The following is a 23186-nucleotide window of genomic DNA, read 5'->3' on the forward strand; positions in this document are numbered from 1 at the left end:
CCTCGACCCGCAACCAGGCCCTGCAGACCCAGCAGCAGCTCGGCGTCCAGGCCCTCTCCATGGCCAACCAGAACAGCCAGATGATCCTGAAGCTCTTCCAGTAAGAGCTTCAGTATGGGCTGAGAGAAGCCTCGCCTTGAAAAAGGGCGAGGCTTCTTTTTGAAAGAATGGTGCGGCCATGAGAGAGAAGCCGTCTTACTCCACTTCTTTGAAGAAATTCTTATGCCTGGCCGTCGCGCTTGGTATCACGAGTTCCTTCGCGGCCGGACAGGTGCAGGCTCTGGCAACATGGATCGGCTCTTGGGATTATGTCCTGCGTCATGATCAGGACGGAAAACCTCAAGCCGCTTTCGCGCGTTTGCGTGGAGACAACGAGGCGCTGCTGTGGCTGACGTGTTCACGGATGCCCGTCGGCGAGGACCTGCCGGAAGTCGTATCAATGACGGCAGCGGTTTCGCAGAAAAGCTACCTTGGACCCAGCGCCCCCCGTGGGCGTAGCACCATCTATTGGTTCGATGATGGCAGTCCGGAGCTGAGCTACTGGGTTTATCGCGGAAGGGTGGGGCGGCTTGCCAACTCGGAACAGGTTTCTCTCTTCCTGAAAAAACTGTCTGGAGCTCGGTCGCTTGTCATTGAGCTTTCAAACTACCGCTACGAAACACAAAGGTCGGAATTTCAGCTCAATGCTGCCGACACGAAGGCTGTTGCTGAAAGGTTCAGGCAGGATTGCCGGGATATTGCTGGTCGTGTGAGCGCCGATCAATCCTTGATCCATTAGGGCGGCTTGTCGAAACGCGAATTGTCTGAAGGTTTGTCATGGTTAGCACGTCAACCCGGTACCAGATCATTACAACGAACACGACCCGCACGAAGGCGCTGATTGAGAAAGATCCTGTCGTCAAGCGTGAGACGGATTATTACAACGCGACGATCAAGACCATCAAAACGGTCGACGAGTTCATCAAGAACGACCGTGTCTTCAAATATGCCATGAAGGCCTATGGCCTGGAAGACATGGCCTACGGCAAGGCACTCATCAAAAAGCTGCTTAAAGAGGGCGTTTCGAGTCCTCAGAGCATGGCGAACAAGATGAGTAATCCGCTCTACAAGGAGTTCGCGAGGGCCTTCGACTTTGCCGGAAAAGGGGCTGCGGCGACATCCGCCGCCAGCGCCACGACAGAGGCGGTGCAAAAATATATCCAGCAGACTTTGGAGCAGCAGGAGGGCAAGGACAATCAGGGCGTTCAGCTGGCGCTCTATTTCAAGCGCAAGGCTTCATCTGTCACGACGACAATGGGGATCCTGGCCGACAGGGCGCTTTTGAAGTTCGTCCAGACGACATTCGGTATCCCCGAGGCAGCCTCGAGAGCCGATCTCGACTTTCAGGTCCGCAACCTTGAAAAGTTCCTGAACGTGAAGGATCTTCAGGATCCAAAGAGGGTGGACAAGCTGATCCAGCGCTTCAATGCCATGTGGGACGTGAATAACGCAACATCGGCAACGATGTCGCCTATGCTCACCCTTTTCAATCAATCCACTGAGCAGGGGATGAGCATCGATCTCATGATGAGCATCGCCAAGCTGAGGCTTGGCGGATCGTGATAAGACGATCAATGAGGTCGGCGCGCCACCCTGAGTTCAGTTCGTCAGGCTAGCGACCGATCCTTCGGTAATGGTGGTCTCTGATGTGACCACGGACCAGCCTGTCTCGGAACGTTCGATGGAGAGAATGTGGCCCGCGCCAGGAATCTTCATGCCCGGAGTGACCCACCACAATCCATTTGGGCCTTCAATCAATGCCGATGCGGCTGTTGCACGATGGATCACATAGCGTGCGAAAGTGGCTCCTACAGAATTAGACTGATTTGTCGTGGACTTCTCGTCATTCTCAGCAAGATAGAGTGTGTTGCTCTCCTTTTTTGGTGGGCTGATCAAGGAATGAGCGGTCATTTGCGGCTTTTCCGCGATCAAGCTATTCCGTGCAGCAATCGAGCTCCCGACGCTTGGTAGATACGCGTAACCGTCGCTATAGAAAGCAGCATAGACAGGAAGCGCCATAGAAGAGACCACGAGCGCAGCACCCAAACCGATTACAATGCGGTCTCCCGTTGCCTCCTTGGCGCGGATGAGCTCCTCCAATCGGCGAACCTTCTGCGCGTGGCTTTCAAGGACGATCCGATCTGCCTTGAGATCATTCTCTGCCCGTGCCACCTGTTCCATCGCTTTGTCGAACCGAGTGAGCATAACTGTTCCTGCCAATAGAATCAGAGATGTTGATCTATGTGTCTCATAAAATTAAGCCAATGAGCATGAGAGAGCATCTTGAGAAAAGTCTCAGGCAGATCGGGTAAGTGCGGGCTCTGAACTCTCAAGCTATGATAGATCAGCCGATAATTTTCTGGAGGAGCTCCGCCCTCGAGATTGAATTTGACCTGCATAGCGTCATAGCTCTTTACTTCGAAAGCGCTAATCCGCAGTTGAGAAAAGCCTTTTCAGACCATGCTGAGGATGCTCTCTTCGTCAGGGGAAAGAGAGAGCATCCAACTCGAATTTCCGACGAGGACTAAGCTGCCCTGACTTCTATCAGGAAGTTGGAGACCTCGTGCCCAAGTTCGCTCGACCGCCTTGCCAGTTCCTGAGCTGCGCCGAGAACTTGCGAGGCGGCGGCACCCGTGTCGCCTGCGCCTTTCTGGACATCCACGATGTTGCCGGTGACCTGCTCAGTGCCGCGGGCAGCTTCCTGCACATTGCGGGCGATCTCTGCGGTCGCAGCTCCCTGCTGCTCCATGGCAGCTGCGATTGAAATGGAGATCTGAGACATCTCGTTGATGGTGCGTGCAATCTCTTGAATCGCTTCCACCGTCTGCTGGGTAGCCTGCTGCACGGATCCGATCTGCTGCGAGATCTCCTCCGTGGCCTTGGCGGTCTGGCTGGCGAGGTCCTTCACCTCCGAAGCGACAACGGCAAAACCCTTACCAGCCTCCCCGGCGCGCGCCGCTTCGATCGTGGCATTGAGTGCCAGCAGGTTCGTCTGGCCTGCGATGTTGTTGATGAGCTGCACGACGTTGCCGATTTTCTCTGCCATGGCAGCCAAGTCTTGAACAGTGGCATTCGTCCGCTGAGCGCCTTCAACGGCACGGTCGGCAATTTGGGAGGATTGCGTCACTTGGCCCGCAATCTCACGAATGGAAATGGAGAGTTCTTCGGTGGCGGCGGCGACTGTCTGAACGTTGGCAGAAGTTTGCTGCGCGGCAGACGACACCGTCATGGATTGGCTGGTCGTCTGGTTCGCGACCGAGGCCATAGATCGCGCGGTCGTTTCCATATCGCTAGCCGAAGATGAAAGGTGCTGTACGAGACTGCCGACGCTGCGCTCAAATTGTTGTGCGAGGGCAGCCATCTCCGCTTTGCGCTTCTCGGCCATCCGGCTTCCTGCAGCCTCTTGCTCGTGCCTGAGACGCTGGGTCTCCTGCATGGCATCGGCAAAGATCTGGGTGGCCTTCCAGATATCTCCAATCTCGTCGCGGCTCGGCTTGACCTGTGGCAGATTGAAGTCCCCGGAGGCCAATTTCTGGATCGCCCCGGTCAAGGCTTGGAGCGGGCGGGCAATCTGACGATGGCCAATCAGCCAGCCCAGCAGAAGTGCAATGAGCGTGCAGCCCCCCGCCATGGAGAGCAGCAGCATCAACATTTTGCTATAAAGGTCTTCGGCCTTTTGCTCGACAGCATCCATGGCTTGACGACCACGCGCTGTGAAGGCGTCAATGGTGACCTGAAAAGCCTTTCTGTTTGCGCGATTCGCTTCCGTGTTGCCTTGTGCATTGGCTGCTGCAGGAGAAACTTCCGTGCCTAGGCGAACAGTTTCAGTTCGATGAGTTTTGAAGCTTGCCGCGTCCTTTTCGAGGGTCTCAAACAATGCAGCGTCTTCAGCCGGAACGTATAGCTTCCATTGTCTGAGCAAGGTATCGATTTCGGTGAGGGCGAGCAGGGCGCCATCCCCGAATTTTCGAGCTTCTTTTGTATCGGAAGACGCATATATACCACGCGACTCCATGACAACTTGGGTCACCAACCGGTTCAGACGCTCGGCATAAAGAGTGTGAATGGCTGCGTCCCTGACTTCGTCGACGGCTGTGTTATAGGTTCGCACGGTGTCGACCCCGACGCCGGTTATGATGATGGTGCCTAGGCTCAACGCAGAAACGAGCGCAAATAGCTTTGTCTTGATTTTCATTGGTTCCTCCGCGAGCCGGATCGCTGCTGCATTTTTCGAGCGGCCAACAGACTTAACGGGGATTGCTTGCGTGAGACTTGCCGGTTTCTACGGACCACCCGTCATCCAAGATGCTGAGGCACGAGAGCGTCTTTCGTGCTCCCGTGCCTTGTGGTTCCGTCCGATATAAGTTGCAAGAACCAGGTCGAGGATGACGCTGCCCTCACGCACTCAGAAAGGTACTGACTTCGTTGTTCGATATAGGAGAGTGATGGGAAGGCTCCTGGGGCGAGTTGAGAGCCCGAGAGGCGGTTGCACCTGCCTCGCCAGTACCTCGGCTTCAACGGTCCGGTATCAGCCGTGCCAAGCTGCGGTGTGACAAGACATATGATAGGGTATATTGCATCGAGAATGTGCGTCTTCCGTCATTGTGCTGCCGAAAACGCTGCGTGTGGGGGCGCCGCGGCTTGCCCAACCAAGTAATGGCAAATTGAGAAAATAGAAGACGAATGCAATTCTTGTAACTGCCGGTATTATTCTGAAAAAAATCCGCAAGCTTCCACGAGAACCTTAAAATCGTTAGTTTACAGCATGCAAAGACGAATAGAATTGATACGCGGCTCTCTCGATCGACTTAAATGAATAGCATCTGAAATGTATTTTCGGGAAGGGGCAGTCATGATCCGCCTCCTTCCCGTGTGGTCCTTATGTTTCCGCCGCTGGCGTGATCCCAAGATCACTCAGTTTGGCGCGAACATCGGTAATCGAGCGTTTGAGCTTGAGGCTGATGACGGAGACCGGCGTTCCCTCTTGCGCCAGTGACTTGAGCATCTGAACGGCTTCGTAGGTCCAAGGGGATTCGGCATTCATTGCAATGACCTCCAATGGCAGAGGTGAAAGGTCCGCTCCAAGTGCGGCAAGATCATGAAAAAATGCCGCCCACTGTTCCCGGGTTGCCGCAACCTTAGCTAGGGATGCGCGTTCTTGAGGAGGCAACACACTCAGGGATCATATCATGAGCATCATCTGGACCATCATTATCGGCTTCGTGGCTGGCCTCATTGCCAAGTGGATCATGCCGGGCCGGAATGAACCTTCCGGGTTCATCATGACGACCATCCTTGGCATCATCGGTGCTGTAGTCGCCACATATCTTGGGCGCGCCGTCGGCTGGTATGGGCCCGATGATGGGGCAAACTTCATCGGCGCCATTGTGGGAGCCGTCATCGTTCTCTTCATTTATGGTCTGATCGCCGGTCGGCGCTCGACGACGACTTATTGAGAGAATGGGCCGCACCGATGGTTGCGGCCCATCTGTCTTGGCACGAGGATCCGCCTCAGTCGGATTCGTGAGAGCCCATAAGGGCTGCCTTGACTGGGCAATTGCCCACATAGCCGCGCCAGGCGAGGTAAGAGCCGCCTGCGAGCGCTAGGATATTCATCAGAGGATTAGGGCGCGGCTTGGCGGCCGCTGCGGCAAGGCCTAGCCCTGCGAGCATATAGATGCCGCGCTCCGTCGCGCTCAAATTCGGTTCTCCGTTCATCAGCGATCCGGTGCTGGCCGAGATGATATTCGCCACGTTCGTTCTCCTTGGGTACAGGGGCCGAACGCGACGTGGATCATAGTTGTTCCGGAAGACGGCAATTCCAAAGGAACCTCAAAACTTGGCCGTCGTTGAGTCCACTCTCACCGATATGGAGTTGGACAATGCCTGCCAAGGAAAAGACCTTGAACGACCTGTTCCTTCACACCCTGAAGGATGTCTACTATGCCGAAAAACAGATCCTGAAGGCCCTGCCCAAGATGGCCAAGGCCGCGGAATCCGAGGAGCTCAAGCAAGCTTTCGAGACGCACCGCGACGAAACCGAAGGCCAGATCGAGCGCCTCGAACAGGTTTTCGAGATGCTCGGCAAGGCGGCTCGTGGCGTGCAGTGCGAGGCCATCAATGGTATCATCGAAGAGGGCAAGGAAGTCATGGAAGACTTTGCCGACAGCGAGGCCCTCGACGCCGGTATCCTCGCGGCTGCCCAGGCTGTCGAGCACTATGAAATCACCCGCTATGGCTCCCTGAAGACCTGGGCGCAGGAGCTCGGCATGAATGATGCCGCAAGACTGCTCGACCAGAACCTGCAGGAAGAGAAGAAGACCGATCTGCTGCTGACGAGACTGGCTGAGGCCCGCGTCAACACAAAAGCTGCTTGAGTCCGAGGCCTTCAAGGCAAAGCCCCGCCGGAAGAGCGGGGTTTTGCTTTTGCATGACCCAGTTGGAGGTGCCCGCCGTCAGTGCTGGTGGGACTTGCAGGGCGCAACGCTGGTGTCCAGCGTCAGGCGTAGCAACCCTGACGGCTGAACTTCGAGCGTTGCCTTCATGGTTTCGGGCTGCTCAACCAAGTGCAGGAACGCCAATAGCCTCAGGCGTGAGACCGGTGGCAGAAGATCAAGCAACTGGCCCAAGTTCTCGCTGAGGCCGTCGATCATTTCCTCTTGCACGAAAGAGGCGAGGGGAGGGGGCTCATCAGGCAGCGACATGGGGCAATCGCTCAGTGAGAGGAGAGAGGGTGCCTTTCCGAACAAGGGAAGCGCCCCGCAAGCCGGCGAGGTTTCGCACATGATGGAGGCTTGCTTCAGAAATCCCGATGGCAGCGGCGACGCAGGGTTGTCCTTCGATCAAATGAGGCAGTCCGAGAGGGCGAACCTTAAAACCCGCCTGCTGCCATCGAGGTAGCCACCACATCTCGACGACGGCTGTCACTTCGGAGATGCCTTCTTCCAAGCAGAATTCCTGCATGGCAGCCAGCAACCGGCAATCGGTCCGCCCTGTCCGCCTTTCCTTGACAACGAAGTAACGGGTCCACTCAAGGACATGGGAGGCTTGCGGAACACCACGGCCTGCCAGATGGGGAAAAACTTCGCTGATCATGTGCGGCAGCAGGGTCGGGTAAAGCCGCTGCCCACCGACGACGCGGCCCGCGTCGATAGCGAGAAGATAGGTGGCATGCTCATTGTCGTACGAGTCTATCTCGAGCCCGTCCGGTCGCCTCAGGTCGTTCCAGCCTCGCTCCTCCACGAAGACCCGATGCCTGAGGCGGTAGAACTGCTCGATGCTCTCTTCGTATAAAGCTCTGTTTTCGTGTGTAATGACATGAACAGAGGTCATTGATGCCATCCCCCTTTGGTGAGCAGGGTGACATTTCACTCGAATGATCTGTGAATGGTATTGTAGGAAATTACAGGTGCCGCATCAGATCTGGATGAGTTTGTACTGAAGCGCCCTTGCGACGGCTTGGGTCTTGTTGGTGGCGTCCAGCTTCTGGCAAGCGCTCACGATGTGGGCGGTCACCGTTCGCTCAGTAATGCCAAGGATGTCACCTGTATCGGCTGCCGACTTTCCGGCAGCGGCCCACATGAGTGCTTCCCGCTCCCGAGGAGTCAGCAGGCCCGCGCCGCGATAGGGAAGCGGGTCGAGAAGCTGGCGCGCGCGCTCAAAGGCATACATGGCCATCAAATGGAGGGCAGGTTTCGTCCGAGGGGAAAGGTCCAGATCGACCCCGCTCATGGAAAAACAGGCCTCATACCCGTTGATGCCGTGGATCGGCAGGCAGAATCCATCCTTCATCCTGAAATCCGTGGCCCGGTTCATGACCTCCGCCGCGCGCGGTTCTTTCTCACGATCAAACGGAGCTTCAGACCACTCGAAAGGTTGAACCGTATTTCGACACAGTCGAATGACTGGGTCAACGCGGACATAATCTTCCTTTGCGTAGATTTCGAACCACCCAATTGGCCATTTTCTAAGTAGAACGACTTGATCGAATCGTTCTTTCAAGTTCGGTAGTCCTGTAATAATGAAATTCTCCAAACCGAATAGGGAGAAAGATTTTGATATTTCATTGATGACATCTTGAACCGACGCGAGATCATCCAGCCTTCCGATAAATTCGAAAGCCTCCGTCGCATGGTCGAAACTGTGATGGGACACCTGCGCCTCCAAGGGAGGTTTCAATTAAAAGGTGTATATCATAGTTTCGCTACCAAAGGTTTTGGAAGGGGTATATTAATCCAAGCCTGACAGTAACGGTAGGAGAGGCGGTTGCAGCAGAAGTCACCCAACCCCATCGACGGGCATATCGGCAGTCGGGTGCGGGCCAGACGGATCATGCTCGGGATGAGTCAGGAGAAACTGGCAGATGCCTTGGGGCTCACTTTTCAGCAGGTTCAGAAATATGAGAAGGGAACCAACCGCATCGGAGCAAGCCGCCTTCTTCGTATAGCCGGCATCCTGGATGTGAGCATCGAGTTCTTCTTCGAGGGGGCGCCTGGACTACGCAAGGGCGGCTTCTCGGATGACAGCATCATGGCGGAGTTCCTGACGAGCCCGGACAGCGACCGTCTCATGCGCGGTTTCATCCGCCTGAAGGATGACGAAGCTCGCAAGAAAGTAGCCGACCTCGTCGATTGGCTGGCATCGATCCAATAGGCTTCTGCTCTCCAATATCTCTGATGGTTCAATGCGAAAGAGCCCTGGGCTCTTCGGAACCTGCCGCGCTTCTAATGGTTACTCCCCCACGATTGAGAGAGGTTGACCATGGGCGTGGGACAGCAGAACGGCAATAGGCAGCAGGATACCAGCAGCGATGATTGGGATGCCCTGAGAGGAGATGTCGGCGAGATGGCCGGTGCGGCCGTCGAGCGTGGCCGTTACTTTATCGAATCGGCGCGCGAGCAGGCGGTCAATTACGTCGGGCATCGCAAGGACGACATTGCGCAGTCCGTGGCGGATTTTGCGACCTCTTTGCGCGAGTCGACCCACTCCTTCGACGAGCGTCCGAATATCCGCGCCGTCGTCGATAGTGCTGCCGATGGCTTGGAACAACTGGCGGACTCGATCAGAGATCGCAGCTTTGCGGATATCTTCAACGACTTCGAGGATGTTGTCCGGCGTCGCCCTGCAACGGTTGCTGCAGTGTCTGTCGCTGTTGGATTCCTGGCGGCGCGGTTCCTCAAGAGCACGGCCGAGGACATGCGGCAGGAGCGCATGACCCCGAGCGTCTCAAGTCCTGGCCGGGGGCGCTCACAGCAGGCCCAGCGCTCACGCGCCAGCGCCGGTGCATGACGGAGAGGCCCATGCAGGGTAACAACAATCAAACCATTCAGGGTCTCGTCGGTGAGGCCCTGCGTGAATCCACTGACCTCGCGCAGAAAGAATTCACGCTCTTCCGCACTGAGATTTCTCAGAATATCCGAACCCTGTTTATCGGGTTGGCCATGGTCGTGGTCGCAGCGATCTTCGCGATTGCGGCGGTTATGCTCCTGACAGAGTCGCTCGTCGAGTGGCTGGCAACAATTGTCAATTCCGAGGCTTTGGCTGCTCTCATCGTAGGTGGCGTTCTGGCGCTCGTCGCGATTGGCCTCGGCCTCTATGGGCGTCATGCCATGACGGCTTCGTCGCTCACGCCGCAAAGAACCATGCGCTCGCTCAAACGTGATGCGGAAGTTCTGTCCGAGAGAGGTGCATGATGACACAGAGCCTTCAGGATCTGGAGAGGGACATCGAGCAGAGCCGCGCGCAGCTCGATCGCACCATCGACCAACTCCAGAACAAGATGACCGTCTCGGGTGTCGTCGACGATATGCTGGGAACAGCACGCGCGAGCCAATACGGCCCTGTGTACGACAGGGCTCTTGAAACGGTTCGCAGTAATCCGGTGCCTGTCATCCTGATCGCGATAGGCCTTGGCCTTCTCGCCTATCGCCTCGGGCGTCCGGCGAGACGTCGCCCTACCCGACTGATCGCCGCGGATGAGGACTTCATCACTGAGCAGGATCTCACAGGGGAACCGGACGACTTGCGTCTCTATCCGTCGGGAGCGGCTCCGCTGGAGCAAGCAGACGGCATGTTCGATCGCCGCAGAATGAACTCCCGCATTTAACGAACGGAACAGGAGCTTTTCATGGCCAACGCAAAGAACGAAAGCGACAAGTCGCCGACCGACAAGCAGAGTGAGACCGGATCCGGCAAGGTTTCTGCCGGTACGTCCGTCGGGAATATCGGCGAGGCTCCGATGCCGCATGCTCATGACGAGAGGAAGAGCGCGCAGAGCGCAACGCTCGCATCCCACACTTCCCATCCGTTGGGCGGCAACCAAGGTGGCGACAGGTCGAAGGGCGGCTCGCAGTCTCAGTCCTCACAGCAGCAAGCTCAGGATCAAAGTGGGTCAGTGACGGACAAGGCTCAGCAGATGGCAGGCGATATGCGCCATCGTGCCGAAGAGGCCTATGAGGGCGCTTCCGAATGGGCGCGCGACACGTACGATCGCGCATCGGAATGGGCATCGGACGCTTATGAAGGTCAGCGTCGTCGCGTGCGCCATATGGGCGGCCGCTCCGCGCGTGCCTTTGGCAGTGCGCGTGGCAGCATGCAGAACTACGTGTCGGAAAACCCGATGGTCGTCGGACTTGTCGGTCTCGCTGCAGGTCTTCTTCTAGGCGCTCTCCTTCCGCGCACACGGCGTGAAAACGAGTTCTTCGGCGAGTGGGCTGACGAGGTGCGTAACCAAGGTCTTCGCTACGCGCGTGACGCCGCCAATCGCGGCCGCGAATATGTGGAAGAAACCTTCAGCGGTGACGAGCCGCAGTTCAGCCGTCACGAGAGCGAGTTCGGCGCCCAAGGCCCCGACGCAAACCGTCACTGACGGCAAGTCCTCAAGCAAGGCGAAAGCGCTGGCCTTGTGCCAGCGCTTTTCATTTTTACCTCGTTTTGGGAGATGAGCCGCTCCGGAAATGGGAACGGCCACGGCGAGATCATGCGCGTACATCCGGCGTCATCATCTCGGCATCGTGACCGCATCTGGCAGGCAGTGCCGCCAGGTTGATACGCAGATGGTGCTGTTCAGCCCGCGTTTCAAGGCCTGGGTTTCAGAAATTTAACCATACCCCTTGAATTCCGGAGAGTTTCCGGCCGAGCTGGAACCCTCCATTGGTAAGCCCGTTCCCACTCTGGGTTGGATAGAGTTGCGGTTCATCTGAACAGATTGGCTTTGAAAAGCGATCCGGCAGGGTCTGTGAGCGGAGTTGTGTCATGCGTATTCTGATCTTGGAAGATGATCCTTTCATTGCCTCGGATCTCCAGGCGATCCTGGAAGACGAGGGGCATGAGATCGTCGGTATTTTTGATTCACTGGCTGAAACCTACGAACATCTCGAGGATGATTTTGATTACGCGCTGCTCGACGTAGATGTGGTCGGCGGTAAGAGCTTCGGCGTAGCAACAGCGCTTGTTGAGCGTCACATTCCGTTTGCCTTTGTGTCGGCTTCGCAGCCAGGCGATCTGCCTCATTCGCTTCGGCGGGCGGCCTTTATCCCGAAACCTTTTGAGGAACACGCCATCCTGCAGTCGATAGACGAGACTTCGTCCCGCCTCTATTCGTGCTAAAGGCATGAGGGCACGAACCTGGGACAGAGGAATCCAGCTGCCCATGCCCAATCCCAGACTTGGCTTCTGCTGCAAGTTTCTGCCGGAGGATGGCAAGGCGGAAACGGCGCGGCAGATGAACACCACAACGGTGACGATGGCCTATCTCGGCCGCCTCGATCCAGGGGCTGCCTATGACAGGTTGTCCGCCGTCGTAGCCCATAACCTGGAAGCGGCCATCCGCCAGATCGCGCATGTGGCGAGCCGCCCGAAGCTGGAGCGATTGCATCGCCTCTCCAGTGATCTCCTGCCGGGCTATACGCATCCAAGCTGCCAGGATTTCTATCGGGACCAGGACCTGCGCAACCTCGTCGAGGCCAAGCTCGCGTCAGCCGGACAGCTCGCACGGGAGCATGGCGTGCGCCTCAGCATGCACCCCGGTCAGTTTTGCGTGATTGTCTCCGCGAACCCATCTGCTGTTGCCAATGGTGTGGCGGAGTTCGAGTACCATGCGGATGTGATGTGCTACATGGGATATGGCGAAGGCTGGCATCCGTCTGGCGCCCATATCAACATTCATGGCGGTGCAAGGGCCATGGGTGTCGGGGGCATCCGCGAGGGCCTCGGCCGCTTGTCGGAAACGGCGCGCAATCTGATCACCATCGAGAACGATGAGGTTAGCTTCGGCCTTGACGATCTCCTGCCGCTGGCAGATGCGGTGCCGCTTGTTCTCGATCTCCATCATCACTGGATCAAGAGCGGGGGCAAATATGTCGAGCCCGACGATCCCAGGATCGAGCGGATCATCGCCTCCTGGCGAGGTGTGCGGCCTTTAAGCCATATCAGCGTGTCCCGGGAGGATTTGCTGCCGGATCACGATATCCATGCGCTCCCCGACTACAAAGCTCTCACTCAGGCTGGAATCAAACCGAAGGATCTGCGCGGTCATTCCGATCTGATGTGGAACGTGGCGGTCAACGATCTCGTCGCACGCCATCTCGCCTGGTCTGATTTCGAAGTGGAGGCGAAACTAAAGAACATCGCTTCCGAGGGGCTGGCCCAACACGTGGAAAGGGCAGGGGCCCTGGTCGAGTGAAAAACTGACCAAAAGGTCAACTGGTCTGCTTCAGGTATGGAACAAACACTCGGCTTGAGCGTTCATGAGCATTGTGCAGTCTGCCGAGCGCCCGATGCCTGAGTCCCCGTCCACAGTTCTTTTGGTTGAAGACGAGCCCCTCATTCGTCTGTTTGTTGCAGAGCTCCTGGAGGAATCCGGATTCAAGGTGGTCGAAGCTTCCAATGCCTCGGAGGCTTTGGTGCTTCTGGAAGCGGGCCTTGAGGTGAATGTTCTGCTCACCGACGTAGACATGCCGAACGGCTGCAATGGGTTCGAACTCGCTCATAAAGTTCATGAATCCTGGCCTGAGGCCGAGATCCTGATCATGTCGGGGCGGCAATGGCCGGCCGAGGGCGACCTGCCCATGGGTGCGGCCTTCCTGGCGAAGCCCTGCCCGAACGAGGCGATCGTCTCTCACGTCCATTCAGCGGCCGAGCGGTCCAGAAGGTACTCCCGTCCGAGGCGGAGTCCAGTTCCTCAGGAAACGGCGAAAATCCTTCCCTTTCCGAAAACCGCCTAAATTCCCGAACTCTATCTTGCTGAAGGCGCAGAGCAGACATAAGCTCTGCCGGAATTGACCTACCATCGGGGGCTGGGGCCTTTTACATAGTCTCCGGAATATCCGACCCAGGGCAGGCCAATGAGCTTTCGAGGCCCAAGATGAAACGGCTGTCGAGAAGCTTTCCCACTCTACTCCCGGAGGAATACATGCCGACCAAGACGACAGACGGAAAAGCCGGAGCGAAGAAGGCTGCTGCCAAGCCGGCCGCCAAGAAGGCTGCTGGTTCCAAGCCCAATGCTCTTCAGCAGCCCCTGCAGCCGTCCAAGGAACTGGCCGCCATCGTGGGCTCGGACCCGCTGCCGCGTGGCGAGGTTGTGAGCAAGATGTGGGACTACATCAAGAAGAACAACCTGCAGAACCCCGAGAACAAGCGCGAGATCCTGGCTGACGACAAGCTGCAGCCGATCTTCGGCAAGCCCAAGGTGACCATGTTCGAGATGAACAAGCACCTCGCCCAGCACCTGAAATAAGCCATTCGGCCGTTTGATCAGGAATCCTGCCGCCATTGGGTGAGCGGCAGGATTTCCGGCCTCTGGCCCGGCGCTCGTCTCCACGGATCGACCGCCCATTCCTGTCCGCTCCCTTTTTCTGCTATGATGGCAGTGAAATGCGGGTAGCGACCATCCAGAAAGAATCCCCGCGACTCCGGCGGCTCGACCCGATGATAGGTCAGCAGGCCTTTTTCCTGCAGCACGAGCAGCAGGCTCGTCGTATTCGCAGTCTCATCCAGGCAATCCATCTGACCATGAACGCCCGACATCTTAACCGGTGAGCCCGGGATATCCGGCCTGCCGCCGATAGAGGCAGCAAGATACGCCGTGTAGGCGCTCACCACCTGAGCGAGGGCTCTTCTCTCCGCCTCAGGCGACGCGCTGCCGGACTTCAGGAGAGCGCTCGCCCGGCTGAGCAGAGCTCCATCCACAGAAATCGCCTGACGGCGAGAGCAGCCATAACCATGGCAGGCAATGATGCGAGTGCCTGCAGGTCCCACATAACCTTGGCTCTGAAACCAGCTCAGCGCTGCTTGCGAGGCGCTCGCCGAAGAAGGTAGAGACAGCACCGTTAAGACCGCTGAAACGAAAAGTGGCATCGCTTTCATCGTGGGGTTACCTCTATGGCCATGCTGATGGGATGCACAGGGATCTAGGTCACCCAACCGTGGCGCCCATCTGCTAAGGTGTCCCAAGAACCGCATCATTCGAGGTATTCATGTCCCGCATCGTGTTCCTGAACGGCTCGTTCCTGCCTATTGAAGAGGCCAAGGTGCCTTTCATGGATCGGGGCTTCCTGTTCGGGGATGGCGTTTACGAAGGCATCGCCGTGCTGGAAGGGCACCTCGTCGACAACGAAGCGCATCTCGAGCGCCTTGAACGGTCACTTCGTGAGGTGCGGATTCCGAACCCCTATACACGGGCTGAGTGGACGCGCCTTGAGGAGGAACTTGCCCGCCGCAACGGCCTGACCGAGGGCTTCATCTATTTCCAGGTGACACGTGGTGTGGCGGAGCGTGATTTCATGTTTCCCGAAAACGCCACGCCGACCGTTGCGATGTTCACACAGGCGAAATCCATCGTGAACTCTCCCGCAGCGGAAACGGGCATCGCCGTGATCACCGTGCCTGACCTGCGTTGGAAGCGGCGTGACATCAAGTCAATCAATCTGCTTGCCCAGGTTCTAGCCAAGCAGGCTGCAAGGGAAGTCGGCGCGCAGGAGGCCTGGATGGTGGAGGACGGCTTCGTGACTGAAGGCGGCTCATCGAGCGGCTTCATCGTCACGAAGGAAGGGCGCATCGTCGTGCGCCCGCTTTCGAATGCCATTCTTCCTGGCATTACGCGGCAATCGCTGCTCGCTCTCTCGAAAGAGGCTGGGATCGAACTTGAGGAACGCCTGTTCACCGTCGAGCAAGCCTACGATGCCGCCGAGGCTTTCCTCACGAGCGCATCGAATTTTGTGCTTCCCATCGTCTCCATCGACGGACGACCGGTTGGCAACGGCACGCCCGGTCCGATCACGAAGAAGCTGCGTGAAATCTACATCAGGATGGCGACAGCACAGCGCATGGCGGCTCGTTGAGCCAAGCGGAACTGCCACAAGGATCGCCCGTTGCCTTCCCAAAGGAGCGATCCATGAAGCGAATACTGGTTCTGTCCCTGGCCATGGCCGGCGGTGTCACCGTCGCCCTAGCGCAAAATCCTGGGGTGCTGAATCAGCAGGCCCCCAACATGCCGCCGCTGCAGCAGATGCCTCCTGAAAAGGTCGAGCCAAACGGGATCCAGTCCCGGGAGGAGCCGTCTTCGACGGGCTCGACCTTGAGCGACAAGCTCGAGCAATCCGAAGGCGTCATTCGCCCGCCGGAGACAGGTGCACCTGACATCACCGTGCCTGCGCCCGTGCCGGATCCTGGTACGACACCGGTCATTCCACCGCCGGGAAGCCCAGGCGGCAATCAGCAGGTCCAACCGAAGTAAGTCAGCTTCTCAAGAGACGGCGGGGTCGGGCAGGGTCTGCTTTCCCTCCGCTCTGTTACGCCGCCTGTTGTTGCGGCCATTGCCGTCGCGGGGCTCGGACGCACCGTTGCTCTGCATTACTTTAGCTGCGACTTCGCTGATCTGGCGGCGCAGCTCCTCGTCGCCCTTCCCGAAGCTCTCCTGCGAGGCGATGCGGTTTTGCGCCTCGTCGCGCTCGGCTTCGATCTCTCGAATGCGCTGTTCCAGGATCAGGCCACGCTCCTGTTCGGCGGCCAGATCCTTGGCGAGTTCGGTAAGGCGCTTGCGCTCGTCCGAGAGCTCGCTGTGGCGCTCGTTCAGCGCGCGTTCGAAATCGTTGCCGCGTGCGGTCTGCGTCATCAGGCGCGTTTCGAGATCCGAGATCGCGATGCGCTTGGCGTCAATGTCGCTCAGGGCTGCCGTCAGGCGCCGGTCGGTGTCGGCATAATCGGCTTCGAGGCGGGCAAGCTTCTCCTGGGTATGAAGCAGCTCCGTCTTGGTTCGGGAGCAGTCGCTCTGAGCGAGATCCAGCTCCATCCGGGTGTTGGACAATTCGTTCAGGGTCGCGCGGTGAGCATTCTCGAGAGCGGCAAGGGTTTCGCGAGAGGTGGCGAGATAAGTCTTCGTCTGCCCCAGTTCGTCCTCGAAGGCAGCGAGCCGTGTCTGCGTTTCCGCAAGTGTTCTTTCAAGCTCAGCGATGACCTTGTCGCGTTCGGTCAGAGTGCTCTCGAGAGCCTCGATCCGAACCGCGCGACGGCCCAGTTCCTCCATGCTCTGGTGCTTGGCGGCAAGCGCCTCCTCGGCCTTGCGCTCGATCTTGCGCTGCAGAACTGCGAACTCGGCACGTAAGTGGTCCTTCTCCGCCGTCAGCTCGGAGATGGACATGGGAAACAGCGCCTCGGCCCTGCGGCGCGCAAGGCGTTCCGCGCGGGCATTGACGGCGGGAATAATAAGAAGCGCGATGAGGGTTGCTGCCACAAACCCCAGCGCGAAGATCATGATGGTTTCAACCACGCGGACGCCAACTCCAAGAGACCTGAAAGAGACCTGACCGGTAACGCTCAAGCACCTTGCCTTGTGCCTGCGCAGCTTTCTAGAGCCTGAGGCTCCGAATGGCCGGTTCTAGGGCATCTTTAAGCCCTTTCCACTGGCGTGGAAGCGGGGCAGCGTTCCGCGAGCCCCTTAGAAGGGGTTCCAGGTCGGTTCGGGCGTGAACTTCAGGTAGCCCATGTTGACGCCGAGCCGGGCGCCGACGCCGGTGCGGATCGGAACCACGACCATCTCGTCCGCCGCCAGCGCCGTCACGCCGAAGCCGCCGATGAAATAGGCCGAGCCGTCGATGCCGACGAAGCGCTTATAAAGGGCATCCGTGAAGGGCATGTTGTAGACCAGCATCATGGTCCGGGCGCCTTCGCCGCCAAAATCGAAGCCGACGGAAGGTCCCTGCCAGAAGACTCTGCGCTCGCCCGCATTGCGGGTGAACAGCTTGCCTTCACCGTAGCGCAGGCCGCCGACGATGGCGCCCGAGGCTTCCTGGCCGAGGATGTACCCATTGGGCTCACCCCAGCGGCGGACGGCTTCTTCGAGAGCCGAGGCCAAACCGCGGGAGGCTGAGCCGAAGAACTGATGACCCGACTCGACCAATTCATTGGAGTTGAAGGAATTCGGGGTGCCCGGATAGCTCGCATAGGCGCGCTGGGTGGTCTGGGCGGAAGCCTGAAGGGGGAGGGCGCCGACAAGGGCGGCCAAAGCAGCCGCAGCAGCCAATGAAAGGCGGAAGCGCATGGGCTATCTCCTCGTATGAGACAGGGGACGAGCCGGCTTTTTGAGGCCGGACGGCTTCTATCGGGCCCCGACTTTACGAGCATCAACCCTAACAATGTCTGTACAAGCGGCGCTTTAGTGCCGCAGGGAGAGATCCGGAGACCTCAAGCCGCAGCGACCGGCAGGTCCAGCTTGGGGGCGAGAGAGGTGTCCCCCATGGCAGCGAAGGGGCCGTTCCGATAGCCTCGATCCTCATGGCCATAGGTGAGGGGAACACTGCCCGGACCGACGACGCTGCCTCCGGCGCAGCTGAGAATGTGGTCGCCCGCCGCCGTATCCCACTCCATGGTCGCCCCGCAGCGCACATAGATATCGGCCTCGCCCGAGGCGATGAGGCAGAACTTCAGGGCAGACGACGTCATGCGCCTTGTGCCGATGGAGAGCACCGAAAGGCAGGCCTCCGTGGCGATATCGCCATGACGGCGGCTGACCAGCGCCACGAGGCCATCTTCGGGGGCTTGCCTGACCTTGACCTCCCGCCACTCGAATGTGCTGTCGCCTACTGCGGGCATGGTGCTCATCTGGGCGGTTGTGCCGGCAATCCAGATGGAGCCCATGGCCGGAGCTGCGACAGCGGCGGCCATGGGGCGGTTCCCGCGGATGAGGGCGATGTTGACGCTGTATTCCCCCGTGCCGTTGAGAAAGTCGCCCGTGCCGTCAAGGGGATCGACCAGGAAGAAGAACTCGCCCCTATGGGCGGTGCTCGCCGTTTCCTCCGCCACCACCGGCACCCCGGGCCAAGCCTCGTTCAGGCGGCGAATGATCAGCTGTTCCGCCGCCAGATCGGCTGCCGTGGTTGGGCTTCCGTCGTCCTTGATACGCTTTTCGACCAAGGCATTTTCCATGCCCCGCAGCAGATGAGCGGCCTCCGAGGCGATCGGGGCCAGCTTCAGGGCGATGTCTTCAGGATGAGAGTCATCGAGGCGCATAATAAACTTGTGCCTGTTCTCGGAAGACCTGTCGATCTCTTTTGCCTTCTTTCCAAAGAACTCGTAGCCGAGTATCCGGTTCACGTTCTCTTTCCTGTTTGGCGATATTCGTGAGGCCGGAAATCCAGAATTTCATGAATCCAACGCTGAACTTACGGTTTACTACCCGGAGCCCTTATGGCCACCATCTCCCTTGATTCGCTCGACCTTGCCGCCCTCCTTTGCTCGCGCGTCTGCCACGACGTGATTTCGCCGGTGGGCGCGATCGTCAACGGGCTCGAGGTCCTGGAGGACGACAGCGACACCTCCATGCGCGAATTCGCGCTCGACCTGATCCAGAAGAGCGCCCGTCAGGCCTCCGCCCGCCTCCAGTTCGCCCGCCTTGCCTTCGGCGCGGCAGGCTCGGCCGGAGCCTCCATCGATCTTGGCGATGCCGAGCAGGTGGCGCGCGGCCTCTTCCTCGACGACAAGATCACCTTCTCCTGGTCCTCGCCGCGCCTCCTGTTCCCGAAGAACAGGGTCAAGCTTCTCCTCAACCTGGTCATGATCGCCATCACTGCGATCCCGCGTGGCGGCTCGATTGCAGTGATGGTGACAGGCGATGCGGAGACCTGCGAGTTCACGATCAGGGCGAAGGGGCTGAACGCACGCATCCCGGCGCACTCGCAGGAACTGCTCGCAGGCCAGTCGGAAACCGGCACGGTGGATGCCCATGGCATTCAGATCTACTACGCCGGTATGGTGGCGCGTGCATCGAACATGAACATCGCCTTCAGCATCGATGGCGATGAGGTGACGATCAAGTCGGCTAGTGTTTGATGTAGCGTCAATGTCATCCCGGACGAGGCGCAGCGGAGATCCGGGATCGTATGATCGATCTGGCACTGTCATTCCGGCGAAGGCCGGGATCCATAACCACGACGACACTCCAGTCTGCATCCACAGTGTTTATGAATTCCCGCCTGCGCGGGAAGGACAGTCGAGGTTCAGGCACCATTCTCATGATGCGCTTCCAAATGAGTAAGCCATCGGGGATGACGAAATAAATCTCTACTCCGCACAAACAAAAAAGCCCGGCGCATGGCCGGGCTTTTTTGTTTCATTGTCGTGTCGCTCAGATCGCGATGCGCTCGTCGGACTCGTTCGGCTCGCGCAGCACGTAGCCGCGGCCCCACACGGTCTCAATGTAGTTCTTGCCCTGCGATGCGTTGGCGAGCTTCTTGCGCAGCTTGCAGATGAAGACGTCGATGATCTTCAGTTCCGGCTCGTCCATGCCGCCATAGAGATGATTGAGGAACATCTCCTTCGTGAGCGTCGTGCCCTTGCGCAGCGAGAGGAGCTCCAGCATCTGATATTCCTTGCCGGTCAGATGCACGCGAGCGCCGCTCACTTCGACAGTCTTGGTGTCGAGGTTCACGATGAGATCGCCGGTGGTAATCACAGATTGCGCATGGCCCTTCGAACGACGCACGATGGCGTGGATGCGGGCCACCATCTCGTCCTTGTGGAAGGGCTTTGTCAGATAATCGTCGGCTCCGAAGCCGAGACCCTTCACCTTGTCCTCGATGCCGGCCATGCCGGAGAGGATCAGGATCGGTGTCTTCACCTTCGCGACGCGCAGCGTGCGCAGAACCTCGTAACCCGACATGTCGGGAAGATTCAGGTCGAGAAGGATGATGTCGTAGTCGTAGAGCTTGCCGAGGTCGATGCCCTCTTCGCCGAGATCCGTCGTATAGATATTGAAGTTCTCGGACTTCAGCATCAGCTCGATGCTTTGCGCAGTTGCGCTGTCGTCTTCGATGAGAAGTACGCGCATTGTTATTCCCCAGCCCTTGCCCTGGAGCTTGCGTGTAGCTTGCGGCTACCCATCCGCCACCGGGCCAGCGGCGGATGCCCTTTTGCACTGATTCGTAACGCTAGTTCTGAATGGTTAACAAACCCTGATTCCTGCATGCAAGCGCTTAACGACATGTCTCTGCAGATCTGTTGCTCAGAGCGCATGAGCTGTGGATTCCGGGTGACCATAGGGAACCTCGTTGCTCCATTCGAAACTATTGCAAACGAAGGATTTCGCTTGCACTCGCCTGCCGTTCTCTCGAAGCCGCAGACGTAACGGGGGCAGTGTTAACGAAATCGGTAAACGAAAGGTTGACGCAAGCTCCGCGCAAGCTTCCTGAACCGCGAACAGGCGGCTAGTGGTTTGACCCTCCAATGATTTTCGTTTGCTTCGGTAAGGAAGAGTCAACTTCCATGCGTAATGATGCCTCAGCCTCACGGATAACTGAGCGATCCGGCGGGCACCTGAAACAGCGACGTGTGGAGTTGAATCAATATGAAGTCGCGGGATACGCTCATCCGCCTCAAGCGCTTTCAAGTCGACGAGAAACGTCGGAGGGTGGCGCAGATTGAGATGATGATCGCCGAGTTCGACCGCATGGCGGCTGACCTCGACCGGGAAATCGCAGTGGAAGAGCAGAAGGCCGGGATCACTGATCCGAACCATTTCGCCTATCCGACCTATGCTCGCGCCGCAGCCCAGCGGCGGGATAACCTTCGCATGTCGGCTCAGAACCTGCACGCTCAGCTCGATGATGCCAAAGCCGAACTCGGCGAGGCCTTCGAGGAGCTCAAGAGGGCTGAGAGCCTGGAGGATCGGGAGCGCACCAGCGAGCGGACCCTGGATCCGGCCATCAGCCAGATGGGTCAGGCTCGCGCCATGCGGGCTACCGCCTGATCCGTTCCTCTCTCGAGAGATTGAAAAGGACGCACCGCACCAGGTGCGTCCTTTTTGTTGTGAGCCTCAGGCGAGAACCGGAATCTGCGGCGCGCACGCACGCGGGAGGAAACCCTGGATGCGTGGATCGTCCGCCACCTCAATGGCACGCCGATAGGGTGTGAATCCGGAACGCATATAGAAGGACAGTGCTCCCGGGTGGTCGAGACTGCACGTGTGGACGAAGAAGCGGCTGATCGGCCGTGCGAAGGCACGGCGGATCGCCTCGTTCATGAAAAAGCGGCCGGCTCCCTTGCCGATCACTCCGGGCACGAGGCCAAGGAAGACGAGTTCCGCTTCTCCTTGAGAGCGGAAGTCGAGTTCCAGAAGACCGATATCGTCCTTGCCATCGTTCAAAGCATAGGCCTCGACTTTTGGATCATTGAGGATGCCGGCCAGTTCCTCATCGGGCATGACCACCCGGCTGAACCAGAGCCAGGATTCGCCAATGCGGCGGTACAGAGTTCTGTAACGGTCGCGATCCTTGTTAAGAGGCTGGAGCGACCAGCCGTCCGGAATTGGTGCAGATGAAGCAGGAGGAGGGGAGCGCATTTCCAAATAGGTGACGATCGCCGCAATCTTGCCCAGCGGCAGATCCGTGTAGCCGTCGAGGTTCAGCATCGTCTGAGGGTTCGTCATGTGGCCACCTTCCGATCCGAAAAGGAAAGCAACGCTCTGTCACGGGTCTGGTTGAAGAGCAATGGAGGAAAAGCCGAGGCTGCAATCGTGCCCGGAGCGTTTGCAGGATTGGACTTTATGTCCATTCCGTCGGGAACCCGTTTCCTCTTGCGGATTGAATGGATTATGGGCACAGAAGGGAGAGCGAAGGAGCACTGCCGTCTCGATGAAGAATGTGCGTGAGTTCATCTGGCCCGTGATCGGGCTTGCGGCGGTCGTAATTTCCGGTTGGCTTCTTTATCGCGAGCTGCGCGGTATGTCCCTCGATGACGTGTGGGACAGCCTCACCGCAGTTCCGGCACATCGTTACGCCATGGCCGGTCTGTCGACCCTTGTCGCTTATGCCGCTCTGGCCTGGTACGACCGGATCGCGTTGCTCCATCTCGGGGTCCGCCACATCTCGTGGTTTTTCGTATCGGTCACCTCGTTCACGACCTATGCCCTGTCCCACAATATCGGCGCCTCCGTCTTTTCAGGCGCTGTCGTGCGTTACCGGGCCTATACCTCGAAGGGCCTGAGCGCGTCGCAGATCGCCGTGCTGGTGGCGCTTTGCTCCTTCACTTTCGGACTCGGCACGATCCTGCTCGGTGGCGTGGTGCTCACCGTCAATCCAGGGCTCCTTTACCGGCTTGAGGATATGCTGCCGTCAGCACTCACCAATCCGGCAACCGCCCGGGTCGTCGGCTTCCTGCTGCTCGGCTTCGTGGCTCTTTATGTCGTGGGCTCCATTCTGCACCTGCCGCCGCTGGTGATCCGGAAGGCCAAGCTGGAATACCCGAGGCCTGCCATCATGGTGCGGCAGCTGATCGCCGCTCCTCTCGAACTTCTGGGAGCTGCCGGCATCATCTACTTCGTGCTTCCGGCCCATCTCGAGCCCAGCTTCCTCATCGTGCTCGCGGTTTTTCTGGCCTCGTTCTCAGCTGCTCTTGTCAGCCATGCGCCTGGTGGGCTCGGCGTGTTCGAACTCGTGTTCCTCACCGCCATGCCCGACATTCCAAAGGCGGATGTGCTGGCGGCGCTCATCATCTTCCGCCTGTTCTACCTGCTGATCCCCTTCGCCATGTCACTGGTGGTCGTGCTTCTCTTCGAGCGGGCCCGCTTGGCTCAGGCCTGGCGTACTCGGGGAGCTGTCGACACCCGCACCGTGCCGCCCCCGCCTCTCTCCTCGTCCGACCAGTAGGTCTCGCGAGGT

General features: G+C 58.5%; 31 protein-coding genes. 18 read left to right on the top strand and 13 right to left on the bottom strand.

The window, feature by feature from the left end; all coding sequences use genetic code 11:
* Positions 1–178: 178 nt before the first annotated feature.
* Together DC522_RS18840 and DC522_RS18845 are read left to right on the top strand one after the other, a co-directional pair.
* Positions 179–778, top strand: a complete 600-nt coding sequence (locus DC522_RS18840) for a hypothetical protein (protein ID WP_133239312.1) — start codon at positions 179–181, stop codon at positions 776–778.
* 38 nt (positions 779–816) lie between these two features.
* The gene (locus tag DC522_RS18845; protein ID WP_116530215.1) at positions 817–1602 is read left to right on the top strand and encodes a DUF1217 domain-containing protein; all 786 of its coding nucleotides are present in this window, start codon (positions 817–819) and stop codon (positions 1600–1602) included.
* 36 nt (positions 1603–1638) lie between these two features.
* On the opposite strand, the gene DC522_RS18850 is transcribed toward DC522_RS18845, so the two are convergent.
* From DC522_RS18850 to DC522_RS34945, 3 genes are all read right to left on the bottom strand, one after another.
* The gene (locus DC522_RS18850) at positions 1639–2244 is read right to left on the bottom strand and encodes a hypothetical protein (protein ID WP_116530216.1); all 606 of its coding nucleotides are present in this window, start codon (positions 2242–2244) and stop codon (positions 1639–1641) included.
* Positions 2245–2563: 319 nt separating this feature from the next.
* The gene (locus tag DC522_RS18860) at positions 2564–4234 is read right to left on the bottom strand and encodes a methyl-accepting chemotaxis protein (protein ID WP_116530218.1); all 1671 of its coding nucleotides are present in this window, start codon (positions 4232–4234) and stop codon (positions 2564–2566) included.
* A 684-nt stretch (positions 4235–4918) separates the two neighbouring features.
* On the bottom strand, positions 4919–5083 hold the full coding sequence (locus DC522_RS34945; protein ID WP_165820211.1) for a hypothetical protein: 165 nt from the start codon (positions 5081–5083) through the stop codon (positions 4919–4921).
* Positions 5084–5228: 145 nt separating this feature from the next.
* Here DC522_RS34945 and DC522_RS18865 point away from each other — a divergent pair, with 145 nt between their 5' ends.
* Positions 5229–5495, top strand: a complete 267-nt coding sequence (locus DC522_RS18865; protein ID WP_047188773.1) for a GlsB/YeaQ/YmgE family stress response membrane protein — start codon at positions 5229–5231, stop codon at positions 5493–5495.
* Between the two features lie 55 nt (positions 5496–5550).
* Here DC522_RS18865 and DC522_RS18870 read toward each other — a convergent pair whose 3' ends face one another.
* Entirely contained in the window at positions 5551–5793 is a 243-nt protein-coding gene (locus DC522_RS18870; protein ID WP_371679963.1) for a YgaP-like transmembrane domain, read from the bottom strand.
* A 128-nt stretch (positions 5794–5921) separates the two neighbouring features.
* On the opposite strand from DC522_RS18870, the gene DC522_RS18875 reads away from it, so the two are divergent.
* The gene (locus DC522_RS18875) at positions 5922–6416 is read left to right on the top strand and encodes a ferritin-like domain-containing protein (RefSeq protein ID WP_116530219.1); all 495 of its coding nucleotides are present in this window, start codon (positions 5922–5924) and stop codon (positions 6414–6416) included.
* A gap of 78 nt (positions 6417–6494) precedes the next feature.
* Here the strand turns inward: DC522_RS18875 and DC522_RS18880 are convergent, their stop codons facing one another.
* The 3 genes from DC522_RS18880 to DC522_RS18890 form a co-directional block, all read right to left on the bottom strand.
* Positions 6495–6692 carry a hypothetical protein gene (locus DC522_RS18880; protein WP_133239313.1) on the bottom strand — a complete coding sequence of 66 codons (198 nt, stop codon included), beginning with the start codon at positions 6690–6692 and terminating at the stop codon, positions 6495–6497.
* 37 nt (positions 6693–6729) lie between these two features.
* Positions 6730–7371 (bottom strand): acyl-homoserine-lactone synthase, encoded by a 642-nt coding sequence (locus tag DC522_RS18885; protein WP_116530221.1) that lies wholly within the window; start codon positions 7369–7371, stop codon positions 6730–6732.
* Between the two features lie 84 nt (positions 7372–7455).
* Positions 7456–8193, bottom strand: coding sequence for a LuxR family transcriptional regulator (locus DC522_RS18890; protein WP_116530260.1), 738 nt, complete (start codon positions 8191–8193; stop codon positions 7456–7458).
* Positions 8194–8304: 111 nt separating this feature from the next.
* Here DC522_RS18890 and DC522_RS18895 point away from each other — a divergent pair, with 111 nt between their 5' ends.
* From DC522_RS18895 to DC522_RS18935, 9 genes are all read left to right on the top strand, one after another.
* On the top strand, positions 8305–8691 hold the full coding sequence (locus DC522_RS18895; protein ID WP_116530222.1) for a helix-turn-helix domain-containing protein: 387 nt from the start codon (positions 8305–8307) through the stop codon (positions 8689–8691).
* 108 nt (positions 8692–8799) lie between these two features.
* Positions 8800–9327: a hypothetical protein gene (locus DC522_RS18900; protein ID WP_205769678.1), complete on the top strand. Its 528-nt coding sequence runs from the start codon at positions 8800–8802 to the stop codon at positions 9325–9327.
* An 11-nt stretch (positions 9328–9338) separates the two neighbouring features.
* Entirely contained in the window at positions 9339–9731 is a 393-nt protein-coding gene (locus DC522_RS18905) for a phage holin family protein (protein WP_116530223.1), read from the top strand.
* Positions 9728–10144: a DUF3618 domain-containing protein gene (locus DC522_RS18910; RefSeq protein WP_116530224.1), complete on the top strand. Its 417-nt coding sequence runs from the start codon at positions 9728–9730 to the stop codon at positions 10142–10144. Before DC522_RS18905 ends, DC522_RS18910 begins: the two co-directional genes overlap by 4 nt.
* Before the next feature lie 21 nt (positions 10145–10165).
* Positions 10166–10906 carry a hypothetical protein gene (locus tag DC522_RS18915; RefSeq protein ID WP_116530225.1) on the top strand — a complete coding sequence of 247 codons (741 nt, stop codon included), beginning with the start codon at positions 10166–10168 and terminating at the stop codon, positions 10904–10906.
* A gap of 386 nt (positions 10907–11292) precedes the next feature.
* On the top strand, positions 11293–11646 hold the full coding sequence (locus DC522_RS18920) for a response regulator (protein ID WP_116530226.1): 354 nt from the start codon (positions 11293–11295) through the stop codon (positions 11644–11646).
* Between the two features lie 43 nt (positions 11647–11689).
* Positions 11690–12721 (top strand): UV damage endonuclease UvsE, encoded by a 1032-nt coding sequence (locus DC522_RS18925; RefSeq protein WP_245444307.1) that lies wholly within the window; start codon positions 11690–11692, stop codon positions 12719–12721.
* Positions 12722–12785: 64 nt separating this feature from the next.
* The gene (locus DC522_RS18930) at positions 12786–13262 is read left to right on the top strand and encodes a response regulator (RefSeq protein ID WP_245444309.1); all 477 of its coding nucleotides are present in this window, start codon (positions 12786–12788) and stop codon (positions 13260–13262) included.
* A 188-nt stretch (positions 13263–13450) separates the two neighbouring features.
* Positions 13451–13774, top strand: a complete 324-nt coding sequence (locus DC522_RS18935; protein ID WP_116530227.1) for an SWIB/MDM2 domain-containing protein — start codon at positions 13451–13453, stop codon at positions 13772–13774.
* Between the two features lie 17 nt (positions 13775–13791).
* Here DC522_RS18935 and DC522_RS18940 read toward each other — a convergent pair whose 3' ends face one another.
* On the bottom strand, positions 13792–14226 hold the full coding sequence (locus tag DC522_RS18940) for a hypothetical protein (protein WP_133239314.1): 435 nt from the start codon (positions 14224–14226) through the stop codon (positions 13792–13794).
* Between the two features lie 287 nt (positions 14227–14513).
* Here DC522_RS18940 and DC522_RS18945 point away from each other — a divergent pair, with 287 nt between their 5' ends.
* Both DC522_RS18945 and DC522_RS18950 read left to right on the top strand, forming a co-directional pair.
* Positions 14514–15377, top strand: a complete 864-nt coding sequence (locus DC522_RS18945; protein WP_116530229.1) for a D-amino-acid transaminase — start codon at positions 14514–14516, stop codon at positions 15375–15377.
* Between the two features lie 53 nt (positions 15378–15430).
* The gene (locus DC522_RS18950; RefSeq protein WP_116530230.1) at positions 15431–15772 is read left to right on the top strand and encodes a hypothetical protein; all 342 of its coding nucleotides are present in this window, start codon (positions 15431–15433) and stop codon (positions 15770–15772) included.
* Between the two features lie 9 nt (positions 15773–15781).
* On the opposite strand, the gene DC522_RS18955 is transcribed toward DC522_RS18950, so the two are convergent.
* The 3 genes from DC522_RS18955 to DC522_RS18965 all read right to left on the bottom strand — a co-directional run bounded on the left by DC522_RS18955 (position 15782) and on the right by DC522_RS18965 (position 18627).
* Positions 15782–16804, bottom strand: coding sequence for a hypothetical protein (locus DC522_RS18955; RefSeq protein WP_133239315.1), 1023 nt, complete (start codon positions 16802–16804; stop codon positions 15782–15784).
* A 168-nt stretch (positions 16805–16972) separates the two neighbouring features.
* Positions 16973–17575, bottom strand: coding sequence for a DUF1134 domain-containing protein (locus tag DC522_RS18960; protein WP_116530232.1), 603 nt, complete (start codon positions 17573–17575; stop codon positions 16973–16975).
* Positions 17576–17718: 143 nt separating this feature from the next.
* Positions 17719–18627: a 3'(2'),5'-bisphosphate nucleotidase CysQ gene (locus tag DC522_RS18965; protein ID WP_245444310.1), complete on the bottom strand. Its 909-nt coding sequence runs from the start codon at positions 18625–18627 to the stop codon at positions 17719–17721.
* A 93-nt stretch (positions 18628–18720) separates the two neighbouring features.
* Between DC522_RS18965 and chpT the strand changes: the two genes are divergently transcribed.
* On the top strand, positions 18721–19362 hold the full coding sequence (gene chpT, locus DC522_RS18970) for a histidine phosphotransferase ChpT (protein ID WP_116530233.1): 642 nt from the start codon (positions 18721–18723) through the stop codon (positions 19360–19362).
* Between the two features lie 295 nt (positions 19363–19657).
* Here the strand turns inward: chpT and ctrA are convergent, their stop codons facing one another.
* On the bottom strand, positions 19658–20359 hold the full coding sequence (ctrA, locus tag DC522_RS18975; RefSeq protein WP_047188784.1) for a response regulator transcription factor CtrA: 702 nt from the start codon (positions 20357–20359) through the stop codon (positions 19658–19660).
* A 516-nt stretch (positions 20360–20875) separates the two neighbouring features.
* On the opposite strand from ctrA, the gene DC522_RS18980 reads away from it, so the two are divergent.
* Positions 20876–21277 (top strand): flagellar export protein FliJ, encoded by a 402-nt coding sequence (locus DC522_RS18980; protein WP_116530234.1) that lies wholly within the window; start codon positions 20876–20878, stop codon positions 21275–21277.
* 66 nt (positions 21278–21343) lie between these two features.
* Here the strand turns inward: DC522_RS18980 and DC522_RS18985 are convergent, their stop codons facing one another.
* Positions 21344–21955 carry an N-acetyltransferase gene (locus DC522_RS18985; RefSeq protein WP_205769680.1) on the bottom strand — a complete coding sequence of 204 codons (612 nt, stop codon included), beginning with the start codon at positions 21953–21955 and terminating at the stop codon, positions 21344–21346.
* 205 nt (positions 21956–22160) lie between these two features.
* Here DC522_RS18985 and DC522_RS18990 point away from each other — a divergent pair, with 205 nt between their 5' ends.
* Positions 22161–23174: a lysylphosphatidylglycerol synthase domain-containing protein gene (locus DC522_RS18990; RefSeq protein WP_116530235.1), complete on the top strand. Its 1014-nt coding sequence runs from the start codon at positions 22161–22163 to the stop codon at positions 23172–23174.
* The last annotated feature ends 12 nt before the right edge of the window (positions 23175–23186 follow it).

Origin of the sequence: Microvirga sp. KLBC 81 (genome assembly GCF_003075415.1) — a bacterium.
Classification (GTDB): domain Bacteria; phylum Pseudomonadota; class Alphaproteobacteria; order Rhizobiales; family Beijerinckiaceae; genus Microvirga.